At 56.5% G+C, this 21511-nt stretch carries 19 protein-coding genes; 7 read left to right on the top strand and 12 right to left on the bottom strand.

What is annotated here, in order from left to right; translation table 11 throughout:
* Positions 1-21: 21 nt before the first annotated feature.
* Together recQ and pldA are read right to left on the bottom strand one after the other, a co-directional pair.
* Positions 22-1848 (bottom strand): ATP-dependent DNA helicase RecQ, encoded by a 1827-nt coding sequence (gene recQ / locus ABRZ26_RS19395; RefSeq protein ID WP_319605765.1) that lies wholly within the window; start codon positions 1846-1848, stop codon positions 22-24.
* 122 nt (positions 1849-1970) lie between these two features.
* Positions 1971-2837, bottom strand: coding sequence for a phospholipase A (gene pldA, locus ABRZ26_RS19390; RefSeq protein ID WP_319605764.1), 867 nt, complete (start codon positions 2835-2837; stop codon positions 1971-1973).
* A 347-nt stretch (positions 2838-3184) separates the two neighbouring features.
* Between pldA and rarD the strand changes: the two genes are divergently transcribed.
* Positions 3185-4120 (top strand): EamA family transporter RarD, encoded by a 936-nt coding sequence (gene rarD, locus ABRZ26_RS19385; RefSeq protein ID WP_319605763.1) that lies wholly within the window; start codon positions 3185-3187, stop codon positions 4118-4120.
* Here the strand turns inward: rarD and ABRZ26_RS19380 are convergent.
* The 9 genes from ABRZ26_RS19380 to lptM all read right to left on the bottom strand — a co-directional run bounded on the left by ABRZ26_RS19380 (position 4095) and on the right by lptM (position 13256).
* Positions 4095-5144, bottom strand: coding sequence for an AbrB family transcriptional regulator (locus ABRZ26_RS19380; protein ID WP_319605762.1), 1050 nt, complete (start codon positions 5142-5144; stop codon positions 4095-4097). The genes rarD and ABRZ26_RS19380 overlap by 26 nt on opposite strands.
* Positions 5145-5274: 130 nt before the next feature.
* Positions 5275-6225: a magnesium/cobalt transporter CorA gene (corA, locus tag ABRZ26_RS19375; protein WP_319605761.1), complete on the bottom strand. Its 951-nt coding sequence runs from the start codon at positions 6223-6225 to the stop codon at positions 5275-5277.
* 383 nt (positions 6226-6608) lie between these two features.
* A complete protein-coding gene (locus ABRZ26_RS19370) occupies positions 6609-7352 on the bottom strand; it encodes a cyclase family protein (protein ID WP_319605760.1) in 744 nt (247 codons plus the stop codon).
* An 80-nt stretch (positions 7353-7432) separates the two neighbouring features.
* Positions 7433-9595 (bottom strand): DNA helicase II, encoded by a 2163-nt coding sequence (uvrD, locus tag ABRZ26_RS19365; RefSeq protein WP_319605759.1) that lies wholly within the window; start codon positions 9593-9595, stop codon positions 7433-7435.
* 237 nt (positions 9596-9832) lie between these two features.
* On the bottom strand, positions 9833-10549 hold the full coding sequence (yigB, locus tag ABRZ26_RS19360) for a 5-amino-6-(5-phospho-D-ribitylamino)uracil phosphatase YigB (protein ID WP_319605758.1): 717 nt from the start codon (positions 10547-10549) through the stop codon (positions 9833-9835).
* A complete protein-coding gene (xerC, locus tag ABRZ26_RS19355) occupies positions 10549-11472 on the bottom strand; it encodes a tyrosine recombinase XerC (RefSeq protein WP_319605757.1) in 924 nt (307 codons plus the stop codon). Before xerC ends, yigB begins: the two co-directional genes overlap by 1 nt.
* Complete coding sequence (locus tag ABRZ26_RS19350) at positions 11469-12176, bottom strand: DUF484 domain-containing protein (RefSeq protein ID WP_319605756.1); 708 nt, start codon at positions 12174-12176, stop codon at positions 11469-11471. The genes xerC and ABRZ26_RS19350 overlap by 4 nt, the downstream gene beginning before the upstream one ends.
* Positions 12173-12997: a diaminopimelate epimerase gene (gene dapF, locus ABRZ26_RS19345; RefSeq protein ID WP_319605755.1), complete on the bottom strand. Its 825-nt coding sequence runs from the start codon at positions 12995-12997 to the stop codon at positions 12173-12175. The genes ABRZ26_RS19350 and dapF overlap by 4 nt, the downstream gene beginning before the upstream one ends.
* 91 nt (positions 12998-13088) lie before the next feature.
* On the bottom strand, positions 13089-13256 hold the full coding sequence (lptM, locus tag ABRZ26_RS19340) for an LPS translocon maturation chaperone LptM (RefSeq protein ID WP_319605754.1): 168 nt from the start codon (positions 13254-13256) through the stop codon (positions 13089-13091).
* A gap of 77 nt (positions 13257-13333) precedes the next feature.
* On the opposite strand from lptM, the gene cyaY reads away from it, so the two are divergent.
* Complete coding sequence (cyaY, locus tag ABRZ26_RS19335; RefSeq protein WP_319605753.1) at positions 13334-13654, top strand: iron donor protein CyaY; 321 nt, start codon at positions 13334-13336, stop codon at positions 13652-13654.
* Positions 13655-13728: 74 nt separating this feature from the next.
* Here cyaY and ABRZ26_RS19330 read toward each other — a convergent pair whose 3' ends face one another.
* A complete protein-coding gene (locus ABRZ26_RS19330) occupies positions 13729-16284 on the bottom strand; it encodes a class I adenylate cyclase (protein WP_319605752.1) in 2556 nt (851 codons plus the stop codon).
* Between the two features lie 331 nt (positions 16285-16615).
* Between ABRZ26_RS19330 and hemC the strand changes: the two genes are divergently transcribed.
* The 5 genes from hemC to ABRZ26_RS19305 all read left to right on the top strand — a co-directional run bounded on the left by hemC (position 16616) and on the right by ABRZ26_RS19305 (position 21342).
* Positions 16616-17557 carry a hydroxymethylbilane synthase gene (gene hemC / locus ABRZ26_RS19325; protein WP_319605751.1) on the top strand — a complete coding sequence of 314 codons (942 nt, stop codon included), beginning with the start codon at positions 16616-16618 and terminating at the stop codon, positions 17555-17557.
* Positions 17554-18294: a uroporphyrinogen-III synthase gene (gene hemD, locus ABRZ26_RS19320; RefSeq protein ID WP_319605750.1), complete on the top strand. Its 741-nt coding sequence runs from the start codon at positions 17554-17556 to the stop codon at positions 18292-18294. The genes hemC and hemD overlap by 4 nt, the downstream gene beginning before the upstream one ends.
* A 23-nt stretch (positions 18295-18317) precedes the next feature.
* Positions 18318-19445, top strand: a complete 1128-nt coding sequence (gene hemX / locus ABRZ26_RS19315) for a uroporphyrinogen-III C-methyltransferase (RefSeq protein ID WP_319605749.1) — start codon at positions 18318-18320, stop codon at positions 19443-19445.
* A gap of 2 nt (positions 19446-19447) precedes the next feature.
* Positions 19448-20677: a protoheme IX biogenesis protein HemY gene (gene hemY / locus ABRZ26_RS19310; RefSeq protein WP_319605748.1), complete on the top strand. Its 1230-nt coding sequence runs from the start codon at positions 19448-19450 to the stop codon at positions 20675-20677.
* A gap of 374 nt (positions 20678-21051) precedes the next feature.
* Positions 21052-21342, top strand: a complete 291-nt coding sequence (locus ABRZ26_RS19305; RefSeq protein ID WP_319605747.1) for a hypothetical protein — start codon at positions 21052-21054, stop codon at positions 21340-21342.
* Positions 21343-21511 lie beyond the last annotated feature (169 nt).

Below are 21511 nucleotides of genomic sequence, written 5' to 3'. Positions count from 1 at the left end.
TTAGACGGGAAATAGCGTCGATTATTCGTCGTCATTATCAACATGATCGCGGATCATCGACATAAAGGGCGCGCCGAAGCGTTCCAGTTTGCGCTGCCCGACGCCGTTGATATTCAACAGCTCCGCGGCGGTAATCGGCATCAGTTCGGCCATCTCCAGCAACGTGGCGTCGCTGAACACCACGTAGGGCGGAACGTTGGCCTCATCGGCAATGGATTTACGCAACTTGCGCAGTTTGGCGAACAGCTTACGATCGTAATTTCCGCCGTAGGTTTTCTGACTGGCGCGCGGCTTCAGATTAATCACCCGCGGAACCGCAAGCTGTAGCGGGACTTCGCCGCGCAGCACCGGGCGGGCCGACTCCGTAAGCTGTAACGCGGAATGCAGCGCGATATTCTGGCTCAGCAACCCCAGGTGAATCAGCTGGCGCAATACGCTAATCCAGTGTTCATGCGACTTGTCGCGGCCAATGCCGTAAACCGGCAGTTTGTCATGACCGAACTCGCGAATACGTTGATTATTCGCGCCGCGCAGCACTTCGACGATGTACCCCATGCCAAACCGTTGTCCCACCCGGTACACGCAGGAGAGCGCCTTCTGCGCTTCCACCAGTCCGTCATAACGCTTGGGGGGATCGAGACAAATATCGCAGTTGCCGCACGCCTGCTGACGCCCTTCGCCGAAATAGTTGAGCAGCACCAGACGGCGGCAGGTTTGCGCCTCGGCGAAGGCGCCCATCGCATTCAGCTTGTGGCGCTCAATGTCCAACTGCTGTCCGGCCGGTTTCTCTTCCAGACAGCGCCGCAGCCACGCCATATCGGCGGGATCGTAAAACAGCGCGGCTTCCGCCGCCAGACCGTCGCGTCCGGCCCGGCCCGTTTCCTGATAGTAGGATTCAATATTGCGCGGAATATCAAAATGCACCACAAAGCGGACGTTCGGTTTATTAATCCCCATACCGAAGGCGACGGTCGCCACCACCACCTGAAGGTCATCGCGCTGGAAGGCTTCCTGCACCTGCGCCCGACGCTCGTTGTCCAAGCCGGCATGATACGCCGCCACGCTCAGTCCGCGGCTTTGCAGACGAGCGCTGATATCTTCCACCTTGGCCCGGCTGTTGCAGTAAATAATGCCGCTTTTGCCGCGCTGACCCTGTACGAACATCCATAGCTGATCGAGCGGTTTAAATTTTTCCACCAGCGTATAGCGGATATTCGGCCGGTCGAAACTGCTGACCTGTATCAGCGGCGACTGGAGATCCAGCAGGCGGAGGATATCCCGCCGCGTGGTTTCATCGGCGGTGGCGGTCAGCGCAATAACCGGCAGACCGGGAAAGTGGCGTTTCACCTGCCCCAGCGCCCGGTATTCAGGGCGGAAATCGTGGCCCCACTGGGAAATGCAGTGCGCTTCATCCACGGCGATCAGGGACGGATTCCAGTGCATCAGGTGGTCAAGGAAGCTGTCGGTGGTCAGACGCTCCGGCGCGATATACAGCAGTTTGATCTGCCCGGAACGACAGCCGGCCATCACCTCAAACTGCTGCTCGCGGGTTTGGGTCGAATTGAGACAGGCCGCCGATACGCCATAGGCCTGAAGCTGATCGACCTGATCTTTCATCAGCGAAATGAGCGGAGAAACCACCAGCGTCAGGCCATCCATCGCCAGCGCGGGGATTTGATAGCACAGTGATTTCCCGCCGCCGGTCGGCATCACCACCAGACAATCCTGCCCGCTAAGGGTCGCATTGATAATTTCCTGCTGACCCGGCCGGAATTGCTGATAACCGAACGTCTCCCGCAGGATTTGCACAGCCAGCGCTTCCTTATTTAACACTTCCGCCGTAGACACGCCTTCCCCAATCTGATGAATTCAACCAGACGCCATTTTCAGCGTCGTCCGATAAAACTGCAATGTTTACGTGCATATTGCCACGATGCCCGCCCGCCGGCTTGGCCGTGCGGGGACGAGAATCAGAACATATCGTTTAGCGTCACCCCAACCCCGAAACGGGTCTGGCGGTGATTATAATCAATCAGCGACTCGCCATAGCCGCTGAAGACTTTGGTATAGAAGCGCACGTGTTCCGTCAGCGGATAGCTCCAGCCCAGCTCGCCGCCGCCGTAGCCCGTGTTCCAGTTATAGCGGCCTTCCGCGCTGATGACGCTGTCGCCCCAGACATAGCCGACGCGCAGACGGTAGTGTCCCATATATTTGGTGATATCCGGGTTATCGTCGCGGCTGTCGGAAAAACGGATCCAGGGTTTCACATCCACCTGCCAGTTGCCGTTTTGCGCCATCAGGCGGACATAAGCGCGATTCCAGCTCCGCGATGTCGGTTCGGAACGGCCGTTAGACTGATGATTGAAGCCGACTTCGACATCCCGCAGCGTCCAGCCGGCCACGGAGTAATCCGTCGCCCAGCCAAGGAAAACCTGCGGCTCGTAATCGGTTTCCCGAAACGGCGAAGACTGGCTTTTATTGGACATTTGCCACCATGAACGCTGGGTATAGGACGCGCCCAGCAACGAATTATCGCCCAGAATACCCCGCCACAGAGGAAAACCAAGACTAAGCTGAAAATTCACTTCATCTTTGCGAGCGGCGTTGCTCCAGTTGTAGCTCTGTATCGCGGTCTTATTAATATTACTGGTGTAGGTATACAGTAAATAGTTGCTCTCGTACGGATAAAGAATAAACGGACTATCGTGCTTTTGTAACAGACTGGCGATGATGCTGCCGCGCACGGCGGGCTTGTCATGCACCGACTCTATTGTTGCTTCTTCCGCCTGAGCATGTATCGCCAACAGCATCACCAGCATGCCTACTATTTTACGCATTCACTTCTTCTCCTGAGCGATCGGCTACGTCTACTTCCCGTCATGTTCGTCAGCCGGAAATCCGCGATCCCGACGGCCGCCCCCGGCGAGTCAATCAGAACGCCTGAGCGGCCCACATGAAATCCAAAGGGGCCATTTTACACAGTTCGCCGCTATTTGAATCAACGTTCCGCCGTTTCTCGGTTTTTTCTGGTCTGAAACACATTTAATGAATAAAAAAACAATTAATTAACCTTTTATCCACCTGTTCCCGCTATTTACCTTGCGGGCTGAGGATAACAATGAAAATGCCCCCGGTTTTGGATAAACTCTTATTTTTCCATATCGTTTTTTCTATCGAGTCACCCATGGATGCGCAGCAAACCCGCAAGGGGATTTTTTTCGCTCTGGGCGCTTACACCATCTGGGGTATTGCGCCCGTTTACTTTAAGCTACTCGAACATGTACCCGCCGATGAAATATTGACGCATCGGATTATCTGGTCGTTTTTCTTTATGTTGATCCTGTTGAGCATCGGCCGGAAATGGCGTCAGGTTCGCGTCGCCTGCAAAAACGTCAAACGCCTGCTGCTGCTCGCATTCACCAGCGTATTAATCGGCGGCAACTGGTTGCTGTATATCTGGGCGGTCAATAACCACCATATGCTGGAAGCCAGCCTGGGTTACTTCATTAATCCATTGGTGAACGTCATGCTGGGAATGCTGTTTTTGGGCGAACGCTTCCGGCGTCTGCAATGGCTGGCAGTGTCGCTGGCCGTCGCCGGCGTGCTGGTCCAACTCTGGACCTTCGGCTCGCTGCCCGTCATCGGGCTGGGACTGGCTTTCAGCTTTGCCTTATATGGCCTGCTGAGAAAGAAAATCGGGATTGACGGCCAGATCGGCATGCTGATTGAAACCCTGTGGCTGCTGCCGGCCGCGAGCGTTTACCTGTTTTTTATTGCCGATACGCCAAGCAGTCATCTGGCTGAAAACAGCGGATCGTTAAACCTGCTTTTAATGTGCGCCGGTATTATCACCACCATTCCCTTGCTGTTTTTTACCGCCGCCGCCATGCGCTTGCGCCTGTCTACGCTGGGTTTCTTCCAATATCTGGGACCAACCTTAACGTTCCTGCTGGCCGTGACCTGCTATGGCGAAACGTTCGGCGAAGACAAAATGATTACCTTCGCTTTTATCTGGAGCGCGCTGGCGTTGTTTATTCTGGATGCGTTTTATCACCGGCATAAACAGCGGCATAAACAGCGGCAAGCCGCCGGCATCACGGCGCGATGCGCCGGGAGATAAAACGCGACAGGAGCGGGCTTACTATCAGGGTCGCGAACAGCCTCATCGTTTGCATCGCGATCACAAAGGCCATGTCGACGTTGCTGCCCGCGGCAATAATGGCAATCGAATCCAGCCCGCCGGGGCTGGTCGCCAGATAAGCCGTCAGCAGATCAATCGGCAGAACCCGAGTCACCATCAGCGCCATCGCGCCGCACAACAGCATCAGCCCGATAATCGACGCCATCATCTGCGGCAAGGTGCGTATCGCCAGCAGAAAAATCGCCCGGGTAAAGGATAAACCGACGCTCCAGCCGATAATCGCATAGGCCAGCGCCAGCAGCCATTCCGGGGTCTGCAAGGTCAGCGCGCCGGTTGAATGCAACAGCGAGCCGATAATCATCGGCCCCAGCAGCGCGCCGGAGGGAATGCGCAGCCGCCGCCCTAACCATGCGCAGCTAAAGGCGACGCACAGGGTCGCCGGGAAACGCCAGTCCAGCGCCGGAAACCATATCAGCATGGCGCTGTTGTGCGCGGCTCCGTCCCCCAGGCTGATACGCGCAACAAAAGCCGCCGCCGCCGTTACCATCAGGACGCGCAAATATTGCATAAACGCGACCAGCCGCACATCCGCGCCGAAATCCCCCGCCATGGCCACCATCGCCGAAGCGCCGCCGGGAGACGCGCCCCACGCGCCCGTCGTGCCGGGCAGTTCGCTGAATTTCATCAGCAGCCAGCCGGACAGCCCGCTGGCGGCGAGGGTCGCCAGCAGAATAAACAGCACCATCAACCAGTGGTCCAATAAAGGCATCAGGATTGACAGCGACAGGCTTTGCGCCACCAGACAACCCAGCACCGCGTTGCTGCCGGCAAAAAAGACGGGGGGAAGACGAATGGTTGCGCCGTTCAGTCCCATGACGGCCCCAACCAGCATAGGGCCAAGCAACAACGCGGCCGGAACGTGATAGACCTGAAGCACAACACCCAACACCAGCGAGACCGAGAACAGAATCCCCCATTGCATTAAGGGTGAGCTATTGCGCATGCACACAACCTGTTTCAGTAATATGACGACTGCCGCCATTCTAAACGGATTGTACAAATAATTAACATGGAAATTAATCGCGCGAGGGAAAACGTCAACGCGCGCCGCAAACCAGGGCGCGCGACGCGTTTCAGAGCCAGTTCTTGCGTTTGAAATAAAGATAAGGAGCCAGACCCGCCAGGATCATCAGCACGATGGCGGCCGGATAACCAAATGACCATTTCAGCTCAGGCATAAACGAAAAGTTCATCCCATAGCTGGAGGCCACCAGCGTCGGCGGCAGGAACACCACGGAGACCACCGAGAATATCTTGATAATGCGGCTCTGTTCGATATTGATGAAGCCCATCGCCGCCTGCATCAGGAAGTTGACCTTCTGGAACAAGGATTCGTTATGCGGCAGCAGGGATTCGATATCGCGCAGGATCTCGCGCGCCTGTTCCAACTGGCCGGAAGGCAAGCGGGCCTTGCGCACCAGGAAGTTGAGCGCGCGCTGGGTATCCATCAAGCACAGGCGCACCTTCCAGCCGATATCCTCCAACTCAGCCAGCGTGGAAAGCGCCTCATCGTACTCGTCGCCCTGACGGCCTTCCATAATGATGCGGCTTAGCGACTCCAGATCGCTGTAGATATTTTCAATTTCGTCCGCCAGTTGCTCGATTTTGGTTTCAAATAAATCAAGCAACAGTTCATAGGCATTACCATCGACCAGCGTCTGATTACGCGCCCGCATCCGGTAGAGACGAAACGCCGGCAGCTCGCGTTCACGCAGCGTGTACAGACGGCCGTCGCGAATGGTAAACGCCACGGTGGCGTTGCCGGCGTGGTCTTCGGCATCCTCAAAAAAGAAGAAGGAGTGAATATGCAACCCGTCTTCATCCTCAAAGAAACGCGCGGACGCTTCAATGTCTTCCAACTCCGGCCGGGTCGCCAGGCTTTGTCCCAGTTCATTTTGTACTTTCTCACGCTCGTCGACTTCCGGCTCGATCAAATCGACCCAGACAGAGGAGGTGAGATCATCGGAATCGTCCAGCTCCAGACGAGATAAACGGCAATTATCCAGTTTAAATGCGCTCAGCATAGGCCACTGCTTCCTTTTTCATGAACAGAAAAGAATGGACAACGCGATTGAAGCAGAGAAACAAGGGTGAAAGCGTCACCGGCAGGTTTCAGTCCGTTCGACGGATCTGACTCACAGCGACATTGATGAAAAGATCGCTGACAACCACTGAGGCTATCAGCAACGGGAGGATAGCCTTAGAAGTTGTACCTAATGGTCAGGTTATTGAGCCAGCATCGACTGGGAGCGTCCAAGGCGTAAGTCCTCCAGGAATAATGATGCGCGCATGTTACGCCGAGATGAAAAAGGCTGTCAACTTTAAAACCGTTACTAATATGCCCTTTATCACCAAAGGATTTCCGCGCCGCCGGGCGCGCCTCTTTTGCCAGACGCCCGCCTGGCGGTCAGGCGTCTTCCGGCAGGTAGGCGACGGCGCGCACCGGGAAACTCGCCGTACCGGCAAAGTTGGGATACATCACGTGAATATAGGCGCCGGTGGGCGGAATCTGCTCAAGATTGTTCAGCACTTCGACCTGATACGCGTTCTGATCCAGAACGTAATATTCCCCGATCAGCGCGTTGTGGCGGCGAAAATCCACGGCGGCGTCGGTGTCCAGCGTTTCATGTCCGACGGCGCTGATGCCGCGTTGTTCAAACAGGAATGTTAACGCTTCGATAGACCACCCCGGCGTGTGGCTGTTTCCCTGCTCATCCTTGTTGTCGAACGCCCGCCCGTCCGGCCATCTTTTGCTCCAGCCGCTGGCGAAGGCGACGAAACTGTCCGCCGGGATCGTTCCCCATTGCGCCTCGAACTGCAAAACGTCATCCACCGTCAGACGGTAGTCCGGGTCGCGCTCGACCGCTTCCTGCTTGTGAATCACCGACAGCGGCAGTAATAACTCTTTATTATCAATGCGATCCAGATAGCGCTTGCCCGCGACAAAATGCCCCGGCGAATCGATGTGCGTTCCGGTCGGCGTGGTAAACGTGACTTCCTCCGCGAAAAAACCGTGCTGTTCAACGCTGAACACCGTTTTACGCTTCACGCCCTCAAAAGCGCTGAAAACCGGGATATCGCCCGTTATCGGGTGGGTTAAATCCACCCATTTCTTTTGACGTAAAGCATCCACAATCTGCTTCAATGTCATGCCGCTGCTCCTTGTTGCTCTTTTTATTCTCGTCCGACGTCTGCCAGACCGCTCGCCGGTGATTGGCCGCCAGGTCTAAATCATACCGCTTCCAGCCGGGCATACGCGGCCACCAGCCATTTTATGCCCTGCCCTTGAAACGCCACCTGAATCCGGCAGTGCTCGCCGCTGCCTTCCAGATTAACGATGGTGCCTTCGCCAAATTTGGCATGCCGTACCCGCTGGCCCAGGCGATAACCGCTGTCGGTTTCGCTTATCGGCGTGCCAAGACGCTGGTGATTGACCGGGCGCGACACGCTGGCCCGCAGCCTGACTTCCTCGACGCACTCCGCCGGTAGTTCGCCGACAAAACGGGACGGCCGGTGATAGGCTTCTTTACCGTATAAACGCCGGGATTCCGCGTAGGTCAGCGTCAGTTTTCGCATCGCGCGCGTTACCCCGACATAGGCCAGACGGCGCTCTTCCTCCAGCCGGCCGCCTTCGTCGAGCGACATCTGGCTGGGGAACATGCCTTCTTCCATGCCGACGATAAACACCTGCGGAAACTCCAACCCTTTCGCCGAGTGCAACGTCATTAACTGCACCGCATCCTGATAGGCATCCGCCTGCCCCTCCCCCGCTTCCAGGGCCGCATGCGATAAAAACGCCTGCAACGGCATCAGATCCTGATCTTCATCCTGATAGCTGTATTGCCGCGTCGCGGTAACCAGTTCCTCAAGGTTTTCCACCCGCGCCTGTCCTTTCTCGCCTTTCTCCTGCTCGTACATACTCCACAGACCGGAATCTTTGATCACCCGGTCGGTTTGCACATGCAGCGGCATTTCAGCGGTTTCATCCGCCAGCGCATTCACCAGCTCGACGAAACGCTGCAACGCCGATGCCGCCCTGCCCGCCAGCGCCTTTTCCTGCAATAGCGTACGCGTGGACTGCCAGAGCGTAAGCTGCCGCTCCCGGGCGGTTTGCCGTACCACGTCCAGCGTTCTGTCGCCGATGCCGCGCGTCGGCGTATTCACCACGCGCTCAAAGGCCGCGTCATCGTTACGGTTGGCGATCAGGCGCAGGTAAGCCAGCGCATCCTTGATTTCCTGCCGCTCGAAGAAGCGCATGCCGCCATAAATGCGGTACGGCATGCTCTGCTGAAGCAAGGCTTCTTCCAGCACGCGCGACTGGGCGTTGCTGCGGTACAGGATGGCGTTATCGCTCAGCGCGCCGCCGTTCTCCTGCCAGACTTTAATCCGGTTGACCACAAAACGCGCTTCATCCAGTTCGTTAAACGCGCAGTACAGCGAGATGGGTTCGCCCTCCGCGTCCTCCGTCCATAGATTCTTGCCTAAACGCCCTCCGTTATGCGCAATCAGGGCATTGGCCGCATTCAGGATATTGCTGGTCGAACGGTAATTCTGCTCCAGACGGATGGTTTGCGCGCCGGCGAAATCCTGGAGAAAGAGCTGAATGTTTTCCACCTGCGCGCCGCGCCAGCCATAAATCGACTGGTCGTCATCCCCGACGATCATCACATTGGCGCTATCCCCCGCCAGCATGCGGATCCAGGCATATTGAATACGGTTGGTATCCTGAAATTCATCCACCAGAATATTGGTAAAGCGTTCGCGGTAGTGATTCAGAATATGCGGCTTATTCAGCCACAGTTCGTGGGCGCGCAGCAGCAGCTCGGCGAAATCCACCAGCCCGGCCCGGTCGCAGGCCTCCTGATAAGCCTGATAAACCCGCTGCCAGGTCTGTTCTATCGGATTGCCGTAACTTTCGATATGTTGAGGACGCAAACCTTCGTCCTTCTTGCCGTTGATGTACCACATGGCCTGACGCGGCGGCCACTGTTTCTCATCCAGATTCAGCGCCCGAATCAGGCGCTTGAGCAAACGCAGCTGATCTTCGCCGTCCAGGATCTGAAAATCCTGCGGCAGGCCGGCATCCAGATGATGCGCGCGCAGCAGACGGTGCGCCAGACCGTGGAAGGTGCCGATCCACATGCCGCCCTGGCTGGTGCCGATCAGATGTTCGATACGGTGACGCATTTCCGCCGCGGCTTTATTGGTGAACGTCACCGCCATAATGGAATAAGGAGAGCAGCCTTCGACGGACAACAGCCAGGCGATACGATGCACCAGCACCCGCGTCTTGCCGCTGCCCGCCCCCGCCAGCACGAGTAAATTGCTGCGCGGCGCGGCTACCGCCTCTCGTTGTTTGTCGTTGAGGCCATCGAGTAGAGCAGAAACGTCCATAGGTACGGTATCCGTTGACGGGAAACCGTATCGTCGCGAAGCAACACGGTCACCACTGATTATTGACACAAGACAAACCCGGCATCGTTCAGGCGGCGGAAGCGTTGACCGCCATGACGGTTAAGCCGCTGCCCGCGCCGTGAAAAAACGCCGGGATCGTTTTTTAACAACGCAAAACGTTGACCCGAAGGCGGGCAGGATAGCCCGCCATAATCTATTGGGTATATATACAGGTGATTATAACAACGCTGTCAGCGATGCCAATCGGCAAATTTCGATATGCGGCAGCAAGCGGGCATCGTCGATATGCATCAGGTCGCCTTGCCGCAGGTTGATCCAGCAAGTCTGCATCCCGCAGCGCACGGCGCCGGCGACATCGGTGGTAAGATCGTCGCCGACGTGCAGAATCTGGTTAAGCGGCAGATTGAGCTTTTCCGCCGCCAGATGATACATATCGGCGAACGGTTTTGAGCGGCCGTCCGGACCTGCGCGCAGCACAAAGGCAAAGTAGCGCTCCAGGCCGAACTGATAGGGATCGGCGTTGCCGTTGGTGATCGCCGCCAGCGGCACCTGCTCGGCCAGCGTCGCCAGCGTACGATGCGTCTCTTCCGGTATGACGATCTGATTGCGCCAATAGGCGACGTTGTCCATCGCCGCCATTGACCCCCGCATCGCCTCGTCGGCATTCAGGCCGATGTTCTTCATCGCCTGTTCAACCGCCCGCCGCCGCCATTCCGTCACGTCGTGATAGATTTCAGGTTCTTGCGCCCGTAGTTCGTCGCGCAGGCGCTGTAAATCCGCTTCCTGAAAATCTTTCAGACCGGGATGATACTGTTGTAAAAAAGCGATCGATTCCTGCTTGGTGCGCCGTATCACCTCGGCGTTATCGTACAGCGTGTCGTCTAAATCGAAGGTTATCGCACGGATGGGGCCTAATGGTCGGTAAAAATGCATCAATGTTTTCCCCGTTTGGCACGTGGATGTGCGGCATCGTATACGGACGCCAAGTGTTGAAAGTCCAGATGGGTATAGATCTGCGTCGTGGAAAGATTGGCATGGCCGAGCAATTCCTGCACCGCGCGTAAATCACCGCTGGATTCCAGCATATGGGTGGCAAATGAGTGACGCAGTTTATGCGGATGAACATGGCTATTGACGCCTTGCCTGACGCCCCACTCCGCAAAGCGTTTCTGCACATTGCGCATGGAAATACGCCGGCCCTGATTGGAAATAAAAATGGCGTCATCCTGCGGCCCGAACAACTCACGCAGCGCCAGCCAGCGCTCAAGCCAGGCTACCGCCGTTTTGCCCATCGGCAGCCGGCGCTCCTTGCTGCCTTTACCCAACACCCAGACTTCGCCGCTGTCCAGATCGATATGGCGGCAGTCCATGCCGACCAATTCGGCCAAACGCAGACCCGCGCCGTACATCACTTCCAGCATCGCGCGGTCGCGCACCGCCAGCGGATCGTCGAGCTCGATATCCAGCAGACGATTCATTTCATCCACGTCCATATTTTTCGGCAGATGACGGCCGACCCGCGGCGTCGACACGCCTTTGGCGGGGTTGGCGCCCAGTTCGCCGCGCGCAACCATCCAATCGAGGAAACTGCGCAGGGCGGACAGCCGCAGCGCCAGACTGGACGCGTGCAGCCCGTCGCGTTTACTGCGGGAAACCACGGCGCGAACGCCGGCCGCATCCAGCGTTCGCCAGTCATCCACGCCGGCGGACGAAACCATGGCGATAACCGCCGCAAGCTGACGGGCGTAGCTGCTCAGCGTCAACGGACTCATTTGACGCTCCACCTTCAGGTAGCGCAGGAAATCGTCAACCGGCGACTGAAGCCGGGGAGCGACGGGCGCGGCGGGTTGGCTCATACCCGTTCAATCCAGCGCGCCAGCATGGCGGGGAGAATCGTCATCGCCATCTGCTGCAACAGCACGGTTCCCATGCCATCCTGATAGTGATGGCTATCGCGGCTGGTGAAGATCAGCAGCCCCAGGTCGTGATCCTCGCCGAGCATGGATAACGCTACCGATCCCACCTGTTTGGCCTGCGGCAACAGCAGCAACAGTTCGGGGCCGTTCAGATTACCCAGATAATGGTTGGCCTGACCAAGACGCTGGATACGCAACGGCTCAAACGCCGAACGATTCAGCGATAAATGGGTGAAATCAGACGGCGCGCCGATACGCCATTTGTCGCTGAACAGACGAACCGAGGCGCCCGACAGCCCGAGCTTGCGCGCCCAGCGTTGCAGCCTGTCCAGCATATCCATCAGGCTATCCGCCGCCGCCAGCTCGGTTTGCAGGCCCAGCAGCCGATTGAACAGCGATTCGTTAACGCCCGCCTGCTGCATCAACAACGTGATTTCTTCCTCAAGCTGGGTGATGTGGTGCCGTTGACGAGACAACTGCCACTCCACCAGCGATACCGTTCCCCTGACGGGGTGCGGTATGCGCATCTGCTCGATCTGCCGGGCATTGCGGATAAAGAAATCAGGATTCTGTTGCAGGAACTGCAACACCATGTCGTCACTGAGTGCGATCTGGCGTTCCGCCTGCTCCTCGACATTCTTCATAAATGAATAAACCCATCGTAAACATGCGTTGCGGGCCCGGTCATGAATAACGGATGTCCCGGCCCATCCCAGTGGATATCCAGATCGCCGCCCGGCAGCGATACCTTGACCTGTGAAGACAGCAGATCCTGTTGAATGCCGACGGCCACCGCGGCGCAGGCCCCGCTGCCGCAGGCCTGAGTCTCGCCGGCGCCGCGTTCATAAACCCGCAGCTTGACGGTATTGCGGTCAACGATTTGCATAAAACCGATATTGGCGCGCTCAGGGAAGCGCTCATGGCTTTCCAGCAACGGCCCCAACACCTCGACATTGGCGGTCGCCGCCTCCTCCACCTGCATCACGCAGTGAGGGTTGCCCATGGAGACCACGCCGCATAATACGGTGTGTTCCTCCACGCGCATAATGTAGGTTTTTTCGGCTTTCATGGCGCGAAAAGGGATCTGCTGCGGCTCGAAATTGGGTTCCCCCATATTCACCCGCACCAGGTCGTCCTCCGTAACGCTGAGGATCATCCGTCCCGTCTGGGTGCTGACCGCGATATCACGCTTGTTGGTCAACCCTTTCAGACGCACAAAACGGGCGAAGCAGCGCGCGCCGTTGCCGCACTGCGCCACTTCGCTGCCGTCGGCATTGAAAATACGGTAGTGGAAATCCAACTCGGGATCGTACGGCGGCTCAACCACCAGGAGTTGATCAAATCCCACGCCGCAGTGCCGATCCGACAAGCGGCGGATCAGCTCGGGTGAAAAATAAACATTCTGCGTGACGGCATCAACAACCATGAAATCGTTGCCTAACCCATGCATTTTAGCGAACTGCATTATCCTGACTCCGCTGGCTTAACCGGACGCGGTAAACGCTATCGTGACCTGTTATAAACATAATGATAGATATATCAGACACCATCGCCGGTTACTGCCGCGCGGACGATTTTTGCTGTGTGTGATCCGCACTCTGCTGCTGAGCGTCGGGCGCTGCCGACTTGCCCTCCGGCGGAAAATAAAGCGGCCCTTTAAGACCGCAGCCGAACAACGTCAGCAGCGATAACGCCAGAAAAAACCGGCGAAATACCTTTTTCATAACATTAAGACCTGTAATTCATGCATGCATGCTCTCTATAATCGCAGGTGGATCATGAAAATCAATAGGAATCGAAAATGAACGATAGCGAGTTCCATCAATTAGCCGACGAACTGATGCTGCAACTGGAAGAAACGCTGGACCAATTCGACGGGGATGCCGATATCGATTACGAAACCAACGGCGGCGTGATGACGCTGACCTTTGAAAACAAAACAAAAATTGTCATCAATCGTCAGGAGCCATTGCACCAGATTTGGCTGGCGACCAAAACCGGCGGTTATCACTTCAACTATCAGGATAAACGCTGGGTGTGCGATCGCAGCGGAGAAGATTTCATGTCGCTGCTGTCCGCCGCCTGCTCCACCCAGGCCGGAGAAACGGTGCGCTTCAGCTAAGCCGTCTGCGACGGCATGCTACGACTAACGGAGAAAGGAGGCTGGCGCGTCGCCCGCCTGCGGGGCGCCGGGAATTAAAATATTTGTAACCGCTGTTGCATACCTTTGGCGGCATCGCCGAGCACCGGGGTAATGCAAAGATGAGAAAGCGCGCTGCTGCGAAACGGGATCACCTGAGTGCGGCCGTCCAGTTGCACAATCTGATAAAACTGCGGCAGATTGAAATTGATAAAACTGGATCCATAGGTAAAGCGATCGTGAGAGGAGGAATAGAAACGGCTCACGTCGCGCACCAATTCCTCTTTGCTGCCTTCGCAGTGATGATACACTTCAACCCGGTTGGACTCATCCAGAATATAAATATTAAACCCTTGATTTTCATCCAAATCTTCAAAGAAGAATTGGATAATGCCCTCGCTGGCGACGCCATCGACCACCGGGGGTAAATGCACATGGCTGGATTCAATATGAACCGGCACGCCTTGCAGTTTATTGTTGGAAATCGCGCCATAGAATTCAACGGCGTTTTCCAGTTTCTGCACCGAAACGCTCAGCCGTTCAAAGAACAGTCCCCAGGTTTGCCCGGCGACCTTCACCGCTTTAAACCGACCCGGTTCCTGACGCGTGCTGGTCAGGCGCAGCTCAATGCATTCGGAGACCAGCTGCTGCACGCGCGTACGAATCAGCCCGCGCAAATGCTGGCTGTAGCAGAACACTTCCAGCGACTCCGGCAACGCCGCATCCTGATGCATCTTGCCCAGAATCGTTTTCAACGCTTCCAACACCGCCTGTTCGCCGCTGAAATGCAGCGTACGCACTTCATTCCACGAATTGCGATACAACAGATCGATGCTGCCGACCAGACATTGCTGCTGTTGACCAAAACTGAACACATCCATCTGCCGGAAATCGAAATGCCCCACCTGATTGCGGAAGACGGCGGTGGGATCATGTTCCAGATTGACGATAATGGCTAAATGGCGGATTTCGCACGGGCTGTACAGCGCCTTCGGCGTCGGCGCCGCCAGACGCAAGGGGAAATGGCTGGAAACATCGGACACCAGCGCCTGTAGACGGGTGATATCGCACAGTTCGCTGCCTTTAATGTGCAGATGCGTCTTCGGCGTCAGCAAGCCGTTAAAGTAGGCCCAGGCCACCAGCTTGTTCAGATAGCGGTTATATTCCAGCGGCTGATGGCTGATGATGGCATCCATCGACGGCGCCTGATTGTACAGATACCAACCGGAGCGGTTCGCACGTCCGATCGGCACATAAATAAAGGTTAAATTCGGCTCCGACAGGTCGGGCGAAATCTGCGGGTTCAGCAGCGTCACCTTGCCGGGCAGCGCTTCAAACGCGGCGTACAGCTTGCGGGTCAAGACGCCGATATCCTGCGGACTGGCGCTGACGCTCAGATTATTGCGCCGTGCGAAGCGAATCAGGTTGCGATAGGCCTGCATCATCGCATCCAGCAGTTCGTTATGCGCTTCACGTACCCGTTCAATCTTCCAGTTGGCGCGATTATCCAACATCGCCAAATGATCGTCGCTCCAACCCCATTCTTGCACCAGCTGTTGCAGAATCTGGCGCCGCCAGCCGACGCAGGCATGGTCGCTGGAGAGTTTTTCACACACTTTTAAATAGAAACATCGGCGCACCAGGTCGAGACGGGTCGGATCGTTTATCTGCGTCAGATAATTCGTCACCCGTTCCAGCATCATGCAATAAGGATCCAGACCGAAAGAGACGATCTCGCCTTTGTGCAGACGTTTTTTGATGTCCATGGACAACAGACGCGTATCCGGATACTCCCAGGAATAGGCTTCCAGCAGCAGCGTTTTCAATACCGCCTTGTAAGGGGAGTCGATGCTTTTATAGAGCTGCCACAGGCTGGCGCCGAAATATTCTTCCGCCGACAGCGTGCTCAGCCCGCCGAGATCCAGCCACTCGTTCGGCGCCAGCGCGCCTTGCGCGTACAGCGACAGGACATATTCATCGTAATTCGCTTCTTCTTCCACCGGCACCATATTCCACAGGATACGCTTGCCCGCCATGCGGACGGCCGTACGGTAGAACTCGTCCAGTAAAAGAATATGCTGGGTGGATCCGCAATCTTCGCCGCCCAGACTGCCGCTTTCATTGTGGCGAAAGCGGTTTTCATCCATCAGGAAGAAGCTGACGTCCACGCCCTGCGCGGCGGCCCACTCTTCCAGCAGGGTGCATTTCTTCTGTAAGCGTTGACGCTCTTCGTTATCCAGCCAGGATTGATGGCAAACCCAGATATCCAGATCGGAACTACAGCTCTGTCCAATAGACGAGGTGCTGCCCATGGAGTAGACGCCGGTAATCGGCAATTCGCCCTTATCGTGGGAGTCGGCAAACGGTCCCCAGCGCAGTTCGATTTTATCCAGGTATTGTTGCTGCTTTTCATCAGGCGTGTGGAAGCAAATGCCGTGAGGAACCTTGCCCTCGACATAGCCCGGCATGAGTGGGTGGTGATAATGTAATAAAATCGGCACAAGACTGTAGACCTGCTGGAAAGCAGGTTTCATTGCGGCCAGAGCCCGATCAACACGCAGTTGGTTGATCGCATCCAGTCTTTGCTTCAAAGTCTCGATATAGAAGTACAAGACGTTTCGCCTGATTATCAGTGCTTAGAAAAAACGTATTCCTGACTTGCCAACGGTTATATTTAGCAGAATGTTGGGCAAGATATTGCTGGAAACGTGATCAATTTAACACCTTGCTGATTAAGCGTAAAGAAAGTAAAGAAAGTTAGACTTATCCTCCTTGCTTTCATTACGGTTTTAATTATCGCCTGAGAAATCCGGCCTGTCACATGTCATTTCAAACCCGTTCATTTTCTGCCGTTTTGCCGGCGGACTCCGATGTCCGTCACCTGACACTGGCGCACTATCAATGATACGATGGCGCCGGAAAACGATAAAAACGGTATCAAGCATGTTAGACAATATCATTAGAATTGCTACCCGACAGAGCCCGTTGGCGCTGTGGCAAGCACAATATGTTCAGCAATTGCTGAGCCGCCACCATCCGGGACTTCGGGTAGAACTGGTACCGATGGTGACCCGCGGCGATATTATCCTCGATACCCCCTTAGCCAAGGTCGGCGGCAAGGGATTATTTGTCAAAGAATTGGAACTGGCGCTGCTTGAAGATCGCGCCGATATCGCCGTCCATTCAATGAAGGATGTCCCGGCTGAATTTCCTGAAGGCCTCGGTCTGGCGACGATTTGCGAGCGCGACGATCCGCGCGACGCCTTTGTCTCCAATCATTATGCCGATCTTGATCAACTGCCGGCGGGCAGTTGCGTCGGCACGTCGAGCCTGCGCCGTCAGTGCCAGCTGCGTGCCCGGCGCCCCGATCTGATCGTCCGCGATTTACGCGGGAATGTGGGTACCCGGCTGGCGAAACTGGATAGCGGCGACTATGACGCGATTATTCTGGCGGCGGCGGGACTGAAACGTCTGAAGCTGGAAGACCGGATCCGCAGCCCGCTCAGCCCGGAAATTTCGTTACCGGCGGTAGGACAAGGGGCGATCGGCATTGAGTGCCGGCAGGACGATAAACAAACCCGCCGGCTGCTTTCTCCGCTCAACCATGCCGCCACCGCCGTCCGCGTGCAGGCTGAACGGGCGATGAACCTGCGTCTGGAAGGCGGATGCCAGGTGCCTATCGGCAGCTACGCCGAACTGGACGGCGATACGCTGTGGCTGCGCGCGCTGGTCGGCTCGCCGGATGGCGGCCGAATCATTACCGGCGAGCGCCGGGGAAAACCGTCCGAAGCGGAACAGATCGGCGTCGCGCTGGCGGAAGAGCTGTTGGCCAAAGGCGCCAAAGCCATTCTCCAGGCGGTTTATCGGGACATCCCCTCATCATGACGATTCTGGTTACCCGTCCGTCTCCGGCTGGTGAACAACTGGTGACCCGCTTAAGAAAACGGGGCTACAGCGCTTATCACAGCCCGCTGATCGAATTTTCGCCGGGCGGCGAACTGGCGCAATTGCCCGCCATGCTGGCGAGCTTGCGCCCCGGCGATCTGCTCTTCGCGCTGTCCCGCCATGCCATCGATTATGCCGATCCGCTGTTAAGCCGCAGCGGCGCCGGCTGGCCGTCAAACCCGAGCTATTACGCCATCGGCCGCGCCACCGCGCTGGCGCTGCATAAAGTCAGCGCGCGGCATGTCGCCTACCCAACAGAGCGCGAGACCAGCGAAAGTTTACTGCAATTACCAGAATTACAGTATGTTAATGGTAAACACGCACTATTATTACGGGGTAACGGCGGTCGGGAACTGCTGGGCGACACGCTGGCGCAACGAGGGGCGAAAGTGAGTTACGCCGAATGTTACCAGCGCCGCCCCGTTCATTATGACGGACCGGAACAAAGCCGCCACTGGCAACAGGCCGGTATCGATACGCTGGTGATCACCAGCGGAGAAATGCTACAACGGATCTATACTTTAGTGCCTGATTACTATCGGGCTTCCTGGTTACTGGGTTGTCAGTTGATAGTGGTTAGCGAACGACTGGCCGTCCAGGCCCGCCAACTCGGCTGGCGTCATATTCGTATCGCCGATAATGCCGACAACGATGCGCTTATGCGCGCACTACAATAAACCTGATCATGGGATGTACCATTATGACGGAACACAATACCCCCACGACCCCATCCGAAACGGTGGCAGAACGGGTTGAGCCCGCGCATCAGCAGCAGGAGCCCAAACCGCAACCGTCCGGACGAAGCGGCGTCTTGCTGGGGTCGATAGCCATTATTATCGCGCTGGCGCTGAGCGGCGGGCATTACTACTACACGCAACAACAAGAGCAGCAGAAAGCCGCCGTCATCCAGCGTCTGGAATCCCAGTTGAGCGCGTTGCAACAACAGTACAACCAGGGGCAACGGCAGTGGGAAGACGCGCAGCAGTCGCATAGCCAATCACTGAACGCCACCGAGCAGCGCCTTAACGCATTAACCCGCCAGTCGGATGAGATGAGTCAAAAACTGGCGTCGCTGACCGAGCACGACACCAACACCTGGCTGTTATCCCAGGCGGATTTCCTGGTGAAAATGGCGGGCCGCAAATTATGGAGCGATAAAGACGTCACCACGGCGGGCGCGTTGCTGAAAAGCGCGGACGCCAGCCTGGCGGAAATGAATGACCCAAGCGTGATTGAAGTGCGCCGCGCGCTCACCAACGACATCAGCGCGCTGGCGGGCGTCAGCCAGATCGACTTCGACGGCATCATTCTGAAAGTGAACCAGTTGACCGATCAGGTGGATAACCTGCGCCTTGCCGACAACAATAGCGATGAAACGCCGATGGATGAGAACAGCACCGAGCTGTCGGCCTCTCTCAGCGAATGGCGGCAAAATCTCAGCAAGAGCTGGCATAACTTTATCGCGGAATTCATCACCGTTCGCCGGCGCGATAGCGCGGCGGAACCGCTGCTGGCGCCGAATCAGGATATTTATCTGCGCGAGAATATCCGCTCCCGTCTGCTGGTGGCCGCCCAGGCCATCCCGCGCCATCAGAACGAAACCTACAGACAGTCGCTGGAAACCGCCGCCACCTGGGTCAGGGCCTATTTTGATACCAGCGATCCCAACACCCAGGCCTTTCTGGAAAGCGTGGATGCGTTGAGCCAGCAGTCAGTTTCAATGGATGTGCCGACCACGCTGCAAAGCCAGCCGCTACTGGAAAAACTGATGCAGACGCGAGTACGCAACTTACTGGCGCAAACGCCAGCGACGCGGCAGGAGGGCTGAACATGCTGAAAATTTTGCTGCTGTTCCTCATCCTGATCGCCGGGGTGATCGTCGGCCCGATGGTCGCCGGTCATCAGGGATACGTACTGATTCAAACGGACAACTACAATATTGAAACCAGCGTAACCGGTCTGGTCATCATGCTGGTGTTGCTGTTCCTGGCGCTGCTGGTTATCGAGTGGGCGATCCGCCGTATTTTCCATACCGGCGCCCGCACCCGCGGTTGGTTTTTGGGCCGCAAACGCAGCCGGGCCAGAAAACAGACCAAGGCTGCGCTGCTCAAACTGGCGGAAGGCGATTATCGACAGGTAGAGAAATTGATGGCCCGCAATGCCGATCATGCGGATCAGCCGGTGGTTAACTATCTGATGGCGGCGGAAGCGGCGCAGCAGCGCGGCGACGAATTCCGCACCAAACAATATCTGGAGCGCGCCGCGGAAATCGCCGATACCGATCAGCTGCCGGTGGATATTACCCGGGTACGCATCCAGTTGGCGCGTCATGAAGACCATGCCGCCCGTCACGGCGTGGATCGCCTGTTGGAAGTCGCCCCGCGCCACCCGGAAGTGTTGCGTCTGGCGGAGCAGGCTTTCCTGCGCACCAATGCCTACGGCGCGTTGCTGGATATTATTCCCGCGATGCGCAAAACGAACCTGCATGACGACGCGCAGTTGCAGGCGCTGGAGCAGCAGGCGTATATCGGCCTGATGAATCAGGCGATGGCCGACGGCGGCAGTGAAGAGCTGAAACAGTGGTGGAATAATCAGAGCCGGAAAGTCCGCCATGAAGTGCCTTTGCAGGTGGCGATGGTGGAGCACCTTATCGAGTGCGACGACCACGATACCGCCCAGAAAATCATTCTGGACGGGCTCAAACGCCAGTATGACGAGCGGCTGGTTCTGTTGATGCCGCGCCTGAAGTCCGGCGATCCCGATCGGTTGGAAAAAATGTTGCGCCAGTTGATCAAACAACAGGGCGCGACGCCGTTGCTGAACAGCACGCTAGGCCAGCTATCGATGCAACATGGCGAATGGCAGCAGGCCAGCGATGCGTTCCGCGCCGCGTTGGATCAGCGTCCGGATGCCTATGACTACGCCTGGCGCGCCGATGCGCTGGATCGCCTTCATCTGCCCGACGAGGCCGCCCGGATGCGCCAGGAAGGCCTGATGCTCACGCTGTCCCCGGCGGAACCGCCGAAACCCCCTGCGGAACCGCCAAAACAAGACGGCTGATGGGCAACCTTATAGCCTAAATAATGCCAGTTGCGGGACAAAACGCCGTCGCTTTGAACAACGCAAAGTGTTGGCCCTGTACAGGGCCAATGCATACAGCTCGAAGTATGACCCGGATAGCGATAAGCCTTATATGCGGATTAGCCGGTTTACGCATAGCAGGACGACAACCATTAACATTCCCTTTATCCTGCCGTATAAATATTCCAACACCTCATTTCTAATAATGACAAATGATATTGTTATCATAATAACAATTTGATTTAAAAGAATATTATTGTGATCTTCATCGCTTAATTCTCTTACCGTTTTATTGATTGTTGCGGCATAATGCACTGCTTAAATTTCTCAATGGACAGAAAATAGGAAACCGCATGGAGCATTATTCCGCGATACCCACGCCGCTTTCTTCCTTAACCGCCACGTTCGCCCGCTACCGGCTGTCTGTTTCCGGCGCAACCGACCTCAATGTGGAATCCTCCACTTCCAGCGAGGGGTTGAGCAAGACCTATTGCCACCAGATAACCTTTACCGGCATCCGCAATATCGCCCCGGGCGAGATACTGTTGCAGGACGCCGACTTTACCGTCAATCCGCCAACGTGCGTTACGAACTGGCGCCGCCCAGTCCTGGGTCACAGTAGCGTCTCTGGCGAGACACGGTGAATAGCACGGATACAGAGGCAAATACAATAACAGGAGGTCACCACTGATGGGACAGCAACTCACTCACGCACTGGCGTTTTTTACCGCCGCGCCCGATAGCTGGTTTTCACAGGGAAAGAAAAAAATTGAAGCCTGCGGCCTATGGATCTGGGAAACGGTTCAGGGCGAC

It is taken from the genome of Brenneria sp. L4-2C, from assembly GCF_040240335.1.
Classification (GTDB): domain Bacteria; phylum Pseudomonadota; class Gammaproteobacteria; order Enterobacterales; family Enterobacteriaceae; genus Brenneria.
This window is presented reverse-complemented; position numbering and strand designations above follow the sequence as displayed.